Annotated in this window: 10 protein-coding genes; 4 read left to right on the forward strand and 6 right to left on the reverse strand. The window is 45.1% G+C overall.

Annotated elements, in window-relative coordinates:
- Positions 1 to 148: 148 nt before the first annotated feature.
- The 4 genes from ACE3T3_RS10490 to pilG are packed head-to-tail and all read right to left on the reverse strand — an operon-like array spanning position 149 to position 3584.
- Positions 149 to 2221, reverse strand: a complete 2073-nt coding sequence (locus ACE3T3_RS10490) for a methyl-accepting chemotaxis protein (protein WP_374666658.1) — start codon at positions 2219 to 2221, stop codon at positions 149 to 151.
- A 42-nt stretch (positions 2222 to 2263) separates the two neighbouring features.
- Positions 2264 to 2800 (reverse strand): chemotaxis protein CheW, encoded by a 537-nt coding sequence (locus ACE3T3_RS10495; RefSeq protein WP_374666660.1) that lies wholly within the window; start codon positions 2798 to 2800, stop codon positions 2264 to 2266.
- A 6-nt stretch (positions 2801 to 2806) separates the two neighbouring features.
- Positions 2807 to 3175, reverse strand: a complete 369-nt coding sequence (locus tag ACE3T3_RS10500) for a PleD family two-component system response regulator (protein ID WP_374666662.1) — start codon at positions 3173 to 3175, stop codon at positions 2807 to 2809.
- Between the two features lie 25 nt (positions 3176 to 3200).
- Positions 3201 to 3584: a twitching motility response regulator PilG gene (gene pilG / locus ACE3T3_RS10505; protein WP_086212611.1), complete on the reverse strand. Its 384-nt coding sequence runs from the start codon at positions 3582 to 3584 to the stop codon at positions 3201 to 3203.
- 327 nt (positions 3585 to 3911) lie between these two features.
- Here pilG and ACE3T3_RS10510 point away from each other — a divergent pair, with 327 nt between their 5' ends.
- The 4 genes from ACE3T3_RS10510 (at position 3912) to ACE3T3_RS10525 (ending at position 10649) form a co-directional block, all read left to right on the forward strand.
- Positions 3912 to 4508, forward strand: coding sequence for a hypothetical protein (locus ACE3T3_RS10510; RefSeq protein ID WP_374666664.1), 597 nt, complete (start codon positions 3912 to 3914; stop codon positions 4506 to 4508).
- Between the two features lie 52 nt (positions 4509 to 4560).
- Positions 4561 to 5679, forward strand: a complete 1119-nt coding sequence (locus ACE3T3_RS10515) for an efflux RND transporter periplasmic adaptor subunit (RefSeq protein WP_374666666.1) — start codon at positions 4561 to 4563, stop codon at positions 5677 to 5679.
- Between the two features lie 23 nt (positions 5680 to 5702).
- Complete coding sequence (locus ACE3T3_RS10520; RefSeq protein ID WP_374666668.1) at positions 5703 to 8807, forward strand: efflux RND transporter permease subunit; 3105 nt, start codon at positions 5703 to 5705, stop codon at positions 8805 to 8807.
- Between the two features lie 126 nt (positions 8808 to 8933).
- The gene (locus tag ACE3T3_RS10525; RefSeq protein ID WP_374666670.1) at positions 8934 to 10649 is read left to right on the forward strand and encodes a proline--tRNA ligase; all 1716 of its coding nucleotides are present in this window, start codon (positions 8934 to 8936) and stop codon (positions 10647 to 10649) included.
- A 56-nt stretch (positions 10650 to 10705) separates the two neighbouring features.
- Here ACE3T3_RS10525 and ACE3T3_RS10530 read toward each other — a convergent pair whose 3' ends face one another.
- Positions 10706 to 12079 (reverse strand): hypothetical protein, encoded by a 1374-nt coding sequence (locus ACE3T3_RS10530; RefSeq protein ID WP_374666672.1) that lies wholly within the window; start codon positions 12077 to 12079, stop codon positions 10706 to 10708.
- A gap of 41 nt (positions 12080 to 12120) precedes the next feature.
- The gene (locus tag ACE3T3_RS10535) at positions 12121 to 14391 is read right to left on the reverse strand and encodes a DUF6160 family protein (RefSeq protein ID WP_374666674.1); all 2271 of its coding nucleotides are present in this window, start codon (positions 14389 to 14391) and stop codon (positions 12121 to 12123) included.
- Positions 14392 to 14405 lie beyond the last annotated feature (14 nt).

Raw genomic sequence — 14405 nt, forward strand, 5'->3', positions numbered from 1 at the left:
TTTGCCACCAAGCAGGGTGCTCAAACTTAATTGTAACCATCACACGAGACCCGGCTTATTCTATGCAGAGTTCATCTTGATGAGGCATTATCTGTGTTTTGTGATGCGCCTTGCTCTGAAGCAAGGCGCATCCCCCTAAGCCTTTGACTTATTCTGGAAGTTTAAAGTCAGATACAGATTCACGTAATGATTCGGCCATGTTTGCCAATTCAGATACCGAACGTGCAGTATCAAAGGTTGCACTGGTGGTTTGCGAGGTAATTTCCTGTACAACGTTCATCGTTGTCGCAATATGGCCTGCAGATGCAGACTGCAGTTTCGCGGCATCAGAAATGTTCGCAATCAGTTTCGCCAAGTTGCCCGATACGTTCTGAATTTCATCCAGCGCGACACCGGCATCCTTAGACAAGTTCGCACCGCGTACAACTTCCGAGGTGGTTTGTTCCATGGAAATAACCGCTTCGTTGGTATCGGTCTGAATGGTTTTTACCAAGCCTTCGATCTGTTTGGTTGCAGACGCTGAACGTTCCGCAAGACGCTGTACCTCATCCGCTACCACGGCGAAACCGCGGCCTGCTTCACCCGCCATAGACGCCTGAATTGCAGCGTTCAAGGCCAAGATGTTCGTCTGGTCGGCAATATCGTTAATCAAGGCAACGATGTTACCAATCTCTTGAGAAGATTCACCCAAACGCTTAATACGTTTCGATGTTTCCTGGATCTGTTCACGAATCGTGTCCATACCCTCAATTGAGCGGTTTACAACTTGCGCGCCGTTTGCAGCGATTTGTACTGAACGTTCCGCTACCTCTGCTGACTCTTCTGCGTTGGCAGATACTTGGTCAATTGACACCGCCATTTCGTTAATTGCGGCAGATGCGCCTGCAATTTCCTGCGCCTGATGTTCAGATGCTTCGGCTAACTGGTTGGTAATGCCCTGCGTATTTGCCGTATATTGCGCAACTTCCTGCGATGTTTCTGTAATACGCGATACAAGGTCACGCAGCTGGTCAATCGCGAAGTTGATGGAGTCGGCAATCGCACCCGTGAAGTCTTCAGATACGGTTGCATATGAACGCAAGTCACCGTCCGCTAAGTCCGCAATCTCATCCAGCAGTCGCAAAATCGCATTTTGGTTACGGTCATATTCATCCTGCAGGCGGGTTACGCGCTGCTTATCTGATTGGCCGCGCAGTGCAAGCAAACGGAATACGCAGATCAAGAAGCCGACCAAGCACAGCAATAAGAACAGCGCTGGAATCGCAATCGCCAAGTTTGAACCGCTTGAAAGCTTGTTCAAATTGGTCAGCAGTTCATCTGACTGTGCAAAAATAGAAGCAGATGCTTGACGCACTTTAACGATTTGCGTTGAGTTTTTCAGAATGATGGCTGATGCTGATTTCAATACATCATCATATTCAGATTTGATGCCAGTCAGAGACTCGCGCAATGCCGGATCAGAAAGGCGCTCCACACCTAATTCCGCGCTGCCGTTCAGCTGCGCATTCAAGTATGAACCGAAAGTTTCAGTATCGGCACTGAAGTCATCCGCTGATTCACGTGAGCTTTCGTTGCCGGTTAAGACTGAACTGATTGAACGCAAGATACGTTCCGCAATGAACACCTGGTTCTTGGCAATCACAACCTGGTTCGACGGCATATCCTGACGCGCCATCTGGTCAACCATCAAGTTGTATTCAGCCTGAATACCTGGAATGGTTTCACCAATCGCAATGTTCGTATCATACAGTTTGTTAATGATTTTTTGCTGTGATGAAATCAAGGTAATGCTGTCAGAAACTTGCTTCCACTGCGCTTCTACAGATTTCAGCGCCTGAGTTGAAGCATGCGTATCTTTTACTACTTCTAAATTTTCAGCAAAAGATTTTTGAGATTCTGTCAGTTTTTTAATGGACTCAGGCGTACCGGAAGCGGTTGCTTCTGTGGCTTGACGTGAAATTGTTTGCGACAGCAGACGCAATTCACCCAAGCTTCGCGTCAATTCATTGTTGCGCGGCACACTATAGAATAGGTAAAGCAAAATGAAAATTGCGACAAATAGACAGAAGGCTGCGCCTAGAATGAGCGGCTTAGACTTTTCACTATCACCAAATACACGCGATAACTGTTCTGTTTGTGATTGAAACTTGGCTATTAAAGCATTTCCGCCTTTACGGCCAGCGCTTTCGCCTGTATTTTTCTTCTTAAGTTTAAAGCCCATGCAGCTTCTCCCCGTTTCAGCCTACCTGTTTAGGTGCGACAATTAATTTATAAATTTTATTGATGCGTTCATATATTTAGGATTTTGCATCAAGCTGCTGAATAAGAAGACATGCCACTGCTGATTGTGCTGGTGGAAATAGCCTTTGCAATATTCCTGTAGATTGCTGTCTAATTCAGTGCCTGCAGAAAAGTAACTTTTCTTATTAAAATGCTGGATCCCCAAAACCTGATCGACGACTAAACCGACATAATGGTCATTATGACTGATGCACAAAACTTTTTGAGTCGGTGAGTAACTGCTTCTTTGCCCCGTAATGTACTGCGCCAAATCAGACACAGACAATAAGCGTCCCCGGATATTCGCCAGCCCCTGCACCCAAGACTGCGTATTCGGCACTGGGGTGCATTTAGGCGGATAAATCACTTCAGATACTTCACCCAAAGGGGCAACAAAATATTGCCCCATCATCTCAAAAGCAATGCCTGACCATCGGTTTACTTCGTTTTCAGTCGAAACGTAGTTTTTATTGCCACGTTTTGCAATTCGAAGTAATTCGATAAATCCATTCGCTGCCATAGAGCTTTACCCTGCATTGAGGTGGTGCTTAATCACATCAATTAATTGCTGTTCATCAACAGGCTTAGTCAGATAATCAGATGCGCCTTGGCGTTTGCCCCATACGCGGTCTGTTGCCTGATCTTTAGTGCTGACAATAACGATAGGAATGTGCTTTGTCGTCGCGCCACGTGAAATTTGGCGGGTTGCCTGAAAACCGTTTACGCCTGGCATAACCACATCCATCAGCACTAAATCTGGCAATTCCGCTTCCGCCATAGTGACACCATCTGCACCGTTTGAAGCTTCAATCACTTCAAAGCCGTGCTTGCTCAGTATTTCTTTAAAACGGAAAGTTTCTGTCGGTGAATCGTCCACGATTAGAATACGCGCCATTCCATTCCCCTAAAATAAATCTTAATTATACAGTTACGTGATTACGGATAGCATTCAGCAATTCATCCTTGCTGAATGGTTTTGTCAAATATTCATCTGAACCCACGACACGTCCTTTTGCCTGGTCAAACAAGCCGTCTTTACTTGAAAGCATGACGACTGGAATATTTTGATAATTTTGCGAGTTTTTAATTAATGCGCAGGTTTGGTAACCGTCAAGGCGCGGCATCATGATGTCCACAAAAACAATATCAGGGTTTGCTTCAGCAATTTTTGACAATGCTTCAAAACCGTCTACTGCTGTGACAACTTCACACCCTTCACGCTGCAGCAACGTTTCTGCTGTACGGCGGATGGTCTTTGAATCATCAATCACCATGACTTTTAAATTTTGGAATTTTTCGTCCATTTTAATGACCCTACCATTTATATGTGCTTGCCAATTTTATCAGCAGCTATATTTTTACAAGTTATTAACATTTTTAACATATGTTTACTTGCATTTTCAATGAACAATTTCTGCTCGAATGCACAGTAAGCCCCAATAACAACAACCTATTCACACTTTCAGATGACTGGAAAATTTTTTTTATCTGAGAATAGTTTTTAATTCTAGCGATTAGGACTAATATAACATTTTATTACTTTAAAATAAGTAATTTAGTCAACTTTAAACTGGGGAGTCCAATGTTGAGTCAGTTTCTGACAAAAACTTACTTTCATTGAATATAAAAGCATGTCTAAAAAAATAATTTTAATCGCCTGCTTATTATCAAATGCTGTCTTTGCAGCAGCCCCGGCTCAGCAGTCTAAAGCAGCCTGGTACCGCTATTATGACAGCAGAGGCGTTGCGAACATCAGCACCAATGTCACCCCCAATCACATCCGCTACGGATATGAAGCGCTTGATCAGAATATGCAAGTAATTAAACGTAATCAGCCTTACAATGTCGAAGCAGACATGAAGCAAGCGCCGCAGCGCGCAGCTCAAGCCCAACTTCACGATTCCGACAGCAAGCTGAAACGCGCCTACGGCACCAGCAATACCGCAATGCTGAAAAAGAAAGATGCGCTGCAGCAAATCAACAAACAGCTGGTCTTTCAGCAAGAACAGTTAAAACAGCTGCAGAATGACCGTATTTTATTTATCCGTCAGGAACGTGAGCATTTCCGCAAAGGCGAAGCTGTGCCTGCGCAATTAAAAACGACACTCTCGAATAATCAAAAAAACATTGTGGCGAAAAAAGAATCCATTCAATCTTTACAAACAAGCTATCGAAATACGGCAGCAGAATACGACAGAATTATTGCGCGTTTAAAAGCTATGGAATAACGCTATAGAAGATTCAAGCGCTATGGTTGACAGCTGAATACAAAGGACGATTATGCAATCTCTTGCCCGATTTTACGGAAAAAACCCTGCCCAGCTTTTTAAAATCAGCCTGCTTTGCCTTAGCGCCACGCTTGCCGCATGCCAAAAAGAAAACACCGCACAGCCTGCGGAAAGCGTAAAAAAAATTGAACTCATTCAGCAAGATTTAACCTCAGTAAAGCATGGCGAATCCATCAGCAAAACAGACTTTACCGGCACGATCCGTGCAGTCAATCAAAGCAGCATTCAAGCGCAAGTGACGGCCACAGCAACATCCGTCAGCGCCCAAGTTGGCCAATCGGTCACGAAAGGCCAAGTGCTGGTACGCTTGAACAATCAGGACAATGCCGCCCGTTTAGCGCAATCGCAAGCTAATTTAGCTTCAGCGCAAGCGCAGGCCAATCAGGCCAAACTGATGATGCAGCGCAAGCAGCGCCTGCTGAATCAAGGCTTTATTTCTCAAGTTGAATTTGAACAAAGCCGAGTTGACTATCAAGCGCAGCTGGAAAATGTCAATGTGCAGCAATCCAGTGTAGATATTGCCCGTAAAGCCGATCAGGACGGTACGATTTACAGCCCGATCAGCGGCGTGATCACCAAACGCCAAGTCGAACCTGGGCAAACCGTTGCAGCCGGCGCCACCCTGTTTGAAATTGTCGATCCAAACCATTTGGAAATTCAAGCGCAGCTGCCAAGCGATATGCAGTCGGCCTTGAAAATCGGCCAAAACATTGAATACCGCATTCAGGGCAACCCCAATACGCTGACCGCCTCACTTTCACGGATCTCCCCTATTGCCGACCCGGCCAGCCGCCAAATTGAATTTTTTGCGCAGCCTTCTGAACGTATTAATTCTTTGAGCATCGGCGCTTTTGTTGAGGGATCTATTTTAGCTTCCAATGCCATTTCCGGTCAGATTATTCCGCTCGATACCATTCAAAACATAGACAGCAAACCGTATGTCTGGGTGGTGCGCAATCAAAAAATCCTCCGCGTGAACCTGAACATTTTAGAACAGCGCTACAGTGACAATAGCGCTGTAGTGCAAGGACTGCAGAACAGCGACCTGATCAGCCGCGTTAAATTTACTGAAGACGATATTCAGCGCCCTGTCAGCATCAATCGAGAATAAATAAAAAAAGCAGGATAGCGGTTATGTGGTTTACCCGAATTAGCGTCAAGTACCCCGTTTTCACCATCATGATGATGTTCTGCCTCATGGTGCTGGGCTTGGCGTCCTGGCAGCGCATGGGGGTTGAAGAATTTCCGGACGTCGACTTTCCATTCGTGGTCATCTACACCAGCTATCCTGGCGCATCACCTGAATCGGTTGAATCTGAAATTACCAAAAAAATGGAAGATCAGATCAATACCATTTCCGGTTTAAAACAGGTCATTTCTCAGTCCAGTGAAGGGCTGTCGACGATTATTGCTGAATTTAATCTGGATGTCCCCTCCTCGGTCGCTGCGCAGGATATCCGCGACAAGATTGCGCCCGTCAGCGCGCAATTCCGCGATGAAGTTGAAGATCCTATTGTCGAGCGCTATGATCCGACCGCCAGCCCCGTGATGTCAATTGTGTTCGAATCCCAAACCATGGATTTGCGCGATTTAAGCTCCTATTTAGAGCAGCGCATTGTGCCGCAGCTTCGCACGGTTTCCGGTGTCGGCACGGTCAACCTGCTGGGGGATGCGCAGCGCCAGATCCGCATTCAAGTCGATCCGCAAAAACTGCAGAGCTTCGGCATCGGCATTGATCAGGTGTTAAACACCTTAAAAGCTGAAAATATTGAGGTGCCCGGCGGAACGCTGAAGCAGCCGGCATCTGAACTGGTCGTTGAAATCAAATCGCGCGTCATTCATCCGCAAGCCTTTGGCGACTTGGTGATTGCCAATAAAAATGGTGCGCCGATTTTCTTAAAGCAAGTGGCACACATTGCAGACAGCCAAGCTGAAATGGAGTCCAGCGCTTACTTGAATGGCAAAACCGCTGTTGCCATGGACATTCTGCGCAGTTCAGACTCCAACGTGATTGAAGTCACCGACAATACCCGCAAGATGCTGGAGGAAATCAGCACCCAGCTGCCGCAAGGCACCACGGCAGAAATCGTGGTGGATTCCTCTAAAGGCATCCGCGGCAGCATTCAAGATGTTGCCCGCACCATCATTGAAGGCGCTGTGCTGGCCATTTTGATTGTCCTGCTGTTTTTAGGCTCTTTCCGTTCGACGGCCATTACTGGCATGACCTTGCCGATTGCGCTGCTGGGCACCTTGACCTTCATTTGGGCTTTCGGCTTTACCATCAATATGATGACCCTGCTGGCGCTGTCACTGAGTATTGGCCTGCTGATTGATGATGCCATCGTGGTGCGGGAAAATATCGTGCGCCATGCCGATATGGGCAAAGACCATGTGACCGCAGCTCTGGACGGCACCAAGGAAATTAGCCTTGCGGTCTTGGCGACGACCCTGACGATTGTGGCTGTCTTTTTGCCGGTGGCTTTTATGGGCGGCATTATCGGCCGTTTCTTCTATCAATTTGGCGTCACCGTCAGCGCCGCTGTGCTGATTTCCATGTTTGTCAGCTTTACCCTTGATCCGATGCTTTCCGCACATTGGGCCGAAAAGAAAAACCCGAATAAAAAGCCCGGTGCAGTCAAAAGGGTCCTGAACTGGATTTCAGACAAGCTGGATAATTTAAGCCATCACTACGAAAAACTGCTGAAGCTGGCGCTGCGCTTTCGCTTTATCACGCTTTTAATTGCGGTAGCATCCCTTTTTGGCGCATTGGGCCTATCCAAATTGATTGGCACTGAGTTTGTCCCTGTGCCGGATAAGGGTGAAATCCGCATCAAATTTGAAACCCCAGTCGATGCTACTTTGGAATACTCACAAGCCAAGCTGAGACAGGTCGATGCGATTATCCGTCAAAACCCGCAAGTCCGAGCCACATACGGCGCGATTAACAGCGTTTCTGACCGCGGCAAAAACCATGTCAGCATCCGCATTACCGTGACGCCGCGGACTGAGCGCAAAGAAACACTGACCGATTTGAACAATGAATTTCGCCGCCGCTTGCAGTCAGTTGCCGGCATCACCATCACCTCTGTCGCGTCTGCAGATGAAACCGTGTCCGGCGGGCAAAAACCGGTGATGATTTCCATCAAAGGACCAGACTTAAATGAACTGCAGAAAATCTCTGACCGTTTTATGGCGGAAGTATCCAAAGTCAACGGCATTGTCGATTTGGAAAGTTCGCTTAAAGAACCGAAACCGACTCTGGGCGTCCACATCAACCGTGTGCTGGCCAGCGATTTAGGACTGTCCGTAAATCAGATTGCCAATGTGGTGCGCCCGCTGATTGCCGGTGACAACATCACCACATGGAAAGATGAACAAGGGGAAACTTACGATGTCAATTTGCGCCTGAATGAAGACCGCCGCCGGCTGCCGAGCGATGTGCAGAACATGTATATCACTTCGCAAAAAACCGATGCCAGCAGTTTGCCGATTTTAGTGCCGCTGGCGTCTGTGGCCAGCTTTCAAGAAACGCTGGGCGCTTCGCAAATCAACCGCCGCGACCTGGCCCGGGAAGTTTTGGTTGAAGCCAATACGGCGGGCCGCCCTGCGGGCGATATTGGCGCGGACATTAAAAAGATTGAAGACCATTTTGATTTGCCGCCAGGCTACCGCTTTGCCACGCAAGGCGCCAATAAAGACATGGCGGAATCTGCAGGCTATGCGCTGACGGCGATCACCCTCTCCATCGTCTTTATTTATATTGTGCTCGGCTCGCAGTTCAACAGCTTTATTCATCCCGCAGCCATTATGGCCTCTTTGCCGCTGTCACTGATTGGTGTTTTTTTGGCGCTATTCCTGTTTAATTCCACCATGAACTTATTCTCCATTATCGGGATTATCATGCTGATGGGCTTGGTGACCAAAAATGCGATTCTATTGATTGATTTTATTAAAAAATCAATGGATAAAGGCAGCTCCCGATATGATGCGATCATCACTGCCGGCAAAACGCGGCTGCGCCCGATTCTTATGACCACCAGCGCGATGGTGATGGGCATGGTGCCGCTGGCCTTAGGCCTTGGTGAAGGCGGTGAGCAAAGCGCGCCCATGGCGCATGCCGTGATTGGCGGAGTGATTACCTCTACCCTGCTGACGCTGGTGGTGGTTCCGGTAATCTTCACCTATTTAGATGACTTTAAAAATTTCATGATGCGTCAGCTAAAAAAAGTCATCTCGTGAATTTTCATGCTGAACTTTTAGCGCTCTTTTCATGGCAAAATGCCGATGAGGCGACATTCAGAAATGCGCGCCTCATTTTTATTGTATAATCTCTGCTTTAACGCTTAATTTTTTAGGACAGTTTCCATGCGCGCGAGTCGCTTTTTATTTGCAACGTTGAGAGAAACCCCAAACGATGCTGAAGTTATTTCACATCAGCTGATGCTTCGTGCTGGGATGATTCGTAAATTGGCTTCAGGTTTATACACTTGGCTGCCGATGGGCGTTCGCGTATTAAATAAAGTGGAAGCGATTGTGCGTGAAGAAATGGACCGCGCCGGCTCACTGCAAGTCTTGATGCCGGTGACTCAGCCAGCGTCTCTTTGGGAAGAATCTGGCCGCTATGTACAGTATGGCCCTGAACTTTTACGTTTCAAAGACCGCCACAGCAATGACTTTGTGCTAGGGCCTACACACGAAGAAGTGATCACTGACCTTGCGCGCAATGAATTAAAAAGCTACAAGCAATTGCCTGCAAACTTCTACCAAGTGCAAACCAAATTCCGCGATGAAATCCGTCCGCGTTTTGGCGTGATGCGTTCACGCGAATTCATCATGAAAGATGCCTATTCTTTCCATGTGGATCAAGCATCACTGCAAGAAACCTATGACAATATGTATGAAGCATATTGCAAAATTTTCACCCGTCTTGGTCTGAACTTCCGTCCAGTGCAAGCGGATACAGGCTCAATCGGCGGTTCGGGTTCGCATGAATTCCACGTTTTAGCCTCTAGCGGTGAAGACGATATTGCTTTCTCAACTGAGTCAGATTATGCAGCCAATGTCGAAATGGCTGAAGCTGTTCTTGTGGGTGAACGTACTGCTCCTGCTAAAGCTTTGGAAATTATCGATACACCAAATCAAAAAACCATTGCTGATGTTTCAGAATTTTTAAAATCAGATCCTGCTCAATCTGTTAAAGCTTTGCTGGTGCAAGGCGTAGCTGAAGAAGGCAAAGCCGCTCCAGTGGTTGCTTTATTCCTTCGCGGTGATCACGAGCTGAATGAAATTAAAGCTGAAAAGCATCCTTTAATTGCAGCTCCGCTGGCTTTTGCGACTGAAGCGCAATTGGCTAAACTTGGCTTAACCGCTGGTTTCTGCGGTCCGCAAGGCTTAGTTGAAAAAGGCATCACAGTAATTGTTGACCGTGCTGCTTCTGTGCTGTCTGACTTTGTGGCAGGCGCAAACCAAGTCGATAAACATGCGGTTGGCGTAAACTGGGAACGTGATGCACAATTCACTGAAGTTTATGACCTGCGCAATGTCGTTGAAGGTGATCCATCTCCAGACGGTAAAGGCACACTGCAAATCAAACGCGGTATTGAAGTTGGCCACATTTTCCAATTGGGTCAAAAATACTCTGAAGCTTTGGGCTGCAAAGTCCTCGGCAAAGACGGCAAACCGCTGGTTGTAACCATGGGCTGCTACGGTATTGGTGTGACGCGTGTGGTCGCTTCTGCAATTGAACAGAACTTTGATGATAAAGGCATCATCTGGCCGGAAGCGATTGCTCCGTTTGAAGTTGCAATTGTGCCAATGAATGCGCATAAATCTCCGCGCACTTTAGAAGCCGCCGAAGCGCTATATGCTGAATTGCAAGCTGCAGGTTATGACGTGATTTTAGATGACCGTGATGAGCGCCCTGGGGTTAAATTCTCTGACTTAGAAATTACCGGTATTCCGCACCGCATTGTGATTGGTGAAAAAGGCCTGGACGCAGGTACTTTTGAATATAAAGGCCGCCGCGATGCTGAATCTGTGAATATTTCTAAAGAAGAATTGCTGGCTAAAATTGCAAAATAAGTTTGAATTAAGATCAAAAAATCCCGCTTAGTGCGGGATTTTTTATACTGATCCATTTAGCAGAATTTGAGACCGCCGAAGCAATTTGGAGTGACATATTGATTATTTAAAATTTGAGAACTTAAAGAAATTGTCGCAGGCAGAGCCGTCGTATATGTATTTAAGTCAATATTCAACACTTTAGTGACTGGTGTATTTAACAACGTACCTAATGATTCTGATGTGCTTGTTTGTATTCTATTTTTTTCATCCAACAAAAAATCTGATACTAAGTTGGCTACTTGCGGTAAAACAGCAGAAATATCAACCTCTTCTTTTGCCTGCAAATATCCGAGTTGGATCGGATTATTAAATGACATCCACCATCCTTTCAGTGCCGTATCCTCTGCTTCGGTTCCCGCCCACTTTACAGTATCACTTTGCAGTGATAAATAACCACCAGTACCAGTCAAAGGAATATTATGCACCATACTTAACGATTGCAAGAAAGCAATCTCCATATTTAAGTTTTGAATTTTTGAACCCTCGCCCATTTTAAAAATAGCTTTTTTTGCCAACCCTAAAATTGGATCAAAAGTCACTAAAAGCTGATCATTCGCAAATTGCGCTTTTTGCTCTGGAGTCATATTCGAGCTTCCAGCCAATGGGATAGATTCAATATTTGCAGTGATTCCGGTCACTTTTGCAACAGTCATGCGGGAACCTGAAATTGTCGTTTCCGGCATATTAAATTTTACGTTAATGCTAGGTACTGTAATCCCTTTATTATCAGAACTTGTCGAGTCACTCTTGAATTGGCGCGGAAATTCCATCCCTAAAATTGATGCAGTTAAATTACCTTTAATTTCTTCAGTCGTACTATCACCAAAGGTACTTTTCTTGGTATTCACATCACCTTGAGTCGCTGCCATTTTCATATATCCGGAGAATGACTGAATACCGTCGCTTGGATTGCTAGTATTCTCTGTACCTGCTGTGAGTAAACCTAAAATTTGAGCAGCGCCTAAACGAAAACCAACCACTTCCCGTGTTGAAGCTTGACCTTCATTTTTTATTGCAAACTCGACAAATGGATTGGTAATTTTAGCACTGCTTGATGCACGGCCATCGGCACCGTAACTATCTGGCAATCCGCTCAAAGCTAAATTTGAAATATCAATATCACATTTTTTTGCACCATTGTCTCCGCCACAACCCAACTGCAGCGTTTTAATATTGGTATTCAACTCCATTTCAGCATCTAAGCCAAGCTTAAAGAACTCGACCTTCTGATTCTTAGTATTGGTATAGACATAATTATCTTTGGAAAAATTCAATAGTGCCTGACCGTCAATTTTTGACATTTCTTCATCATTTAAAGGTTTAAAGCTAGCGCTATGGCCTGTGATCCACAGGCTGCTTATCATGGCAACAATAACTCTCTTTTTCATCTTCCTTGTCCCTATTTTTATTCTTGAATGCATTTTAAGATTTATCGAGGGGTAATCCCTAATGAACTGCGCATCACACCGCCTGGTATCGCTATATCGGCAATTTTCTGCATTGTCCCCACTGGTGCAATTGCCAATTCAGCGGTAAATGGTTTACCTAAACTAGCTGTAGTGCCTAAACGATTAAATTTAATTTGATTATCTAGAACCACGGTATCTTTTTGCATATGAATCCGCGATTCTAAAGCAATATCACCTTGAATCTTATTTAAATTAATACTGGATTGAGTAGATTCACCAGTTTTACTAACATCATCATTAATTAAACTAATATAGCTGCCGCGTTCATTACCTGTTAAAGGGTTAAATTGAAAATTTGCTTTTAAGGATAGGAAGTTAGTATCTGGTGTTCCATTTTCACTTTCTAAACCTGGAATTATAAAGATTTCACCTTTACCATCTAATTTGAAAGCGATTGTTGTTAAGACATCATCTTTCTTAGAGAAATTATCAATTGGAACAACTTTTTTAGCGCACTGTGTCTGGCCGGCAGTACAGTTATATAAAGAGCCTGGCAACTGTCCAATTGCCACTTCCGCCTGTGCAGCCATCAGCAAGCTGTCCGCCTTTACATAGATCTCATTCTCTTCAAAACCGATAACTCCTTTTGATTTAATATATGAATCAATATTTCTTAAACCGGCATAGTAATTGACTTCTTCACCATGGCTGCCTTCCGCGCCATCAATGATAATGATGGACGTTGTGTTTGGGGTGCCTGTTTTCGTGTCGATACCGTAGCCATCGGTTGACATTGCCAAATCATAGCCAAGGCCCATTTTCGCGGTTCCGCTTTTATTTATATAATCTTTTGAATAAAGCGCCACATTCGCATTTAAATTATAAATCGGTATGCCCAAACCCCATGTTGAAGCTTGCTTAGCGCCGGCATTGATGTCTGCAATTGAGTTATCTGAAATAAAGCGCGCTTTACGTGCCAATGCCTGAAAATCCATCCCGCGGATTGCAGCTAAAACCATATTTTGCGCATTGGCAGTTGGTGATGGATTATAAATTTGCTCCGCTGTTGCTGCGCCCAATACATTTTTTATTTGTTCATTAACCACAAAACTTAGAGAGTTAGAACGTATGTTATTAAGATAAATATCACCTAAATCCAGATATGCATTTTGCAGGTTTACTGGCGCAGCAGGGTCATTGCTAGTTCGCACATTTAACCGTGTTAAGTTCGAAAACTCGATTGCATAACTGCCTGTACCGGTATGTCCAAGTTCGAATATTGTTGGATTTGAACCTGCATGCAAAAAATCTGCCGACAGGCCAAAATGCAAACCGCCTGCATTTTTAAAATCATAGCCAGTGACTGCTGTCGCCATGGTCTCGGCCGCATTTCCGCTGCCGCGATTGACTTGCGTAAATTGCGCAACGCCGGTTTGATTCGAGTTCAGGAATATTTTTGCGTTGGTTAATTCTCCAGATGCACCCATTCGGATCAAATTACCTTGATTTGATCCCTCGGATCCATAACGGAAATCAATATTCACTCCTGGATTGGTTGCTATACCGTTACGGCTGCCATGAACATCAGTTTTATCCTCAACCCTTCCTAAAGTGACAACGTGATCTGTTTTTCCATCTCTAGACTTGGTCGTCAAAACCATTCCTTCAGATGAATCCACATACATATAGCCATCTGCCGCAAAATTAAAGTTAAAATCTTTAGCTGTTACTGCTTGGCCATTTTGACCATAGCCAATGCTTGCGTTTTGCAGACTAAAGCTGAAATGCGCAATATCATCACGGTTAAATAACCCATTGGTGGTTGCTAGATAAACTTTTAAAGGTGAAATCGTCGAAAGACTCAAAGAACCTAAATTCTGATTCACCTCACCAGCAGCGCAATGGGGTTCACACATCAGCATGATCTTTGCAGCAGTTGCTGTAAATGGTGAAACGCTAGCGCTTAATTGAATACCCGCACCTTTCGCCCCTGTTTCCGTCGTGGTAGCCCCTACATCTAAATCGACTTGAGATTTAATACTGGCATTGCCTTGCGCCGCCTGAATATTTACATCATGCAAGCCTAATTTTATGGGATTGGTTCCTACCCCGGAGTAATCAATCCAGTTAGCTTGATCAATATTTACCCGCGACACTTCATGAGTAATCGTGATTCCATCTTGCCCGGTCACTTGTTCTAAATTTTGATCATTCAGCGCTTCTAATGCATAGCTTTGATTTGCAATACAGATGCATACAGCCAACAAATTTAATTTTGTAATTTTACGCATATCAACATCCTTTT

It is taken from the genome of Acinetobacter sp. (assembly GCF_041919735.1).
Taxonomy (GTDB): Bacteria; Pseudomonadota; Gammaproteobacteria; order Pseudomonadales; family Moraxellaceae; genus Acinetobacter.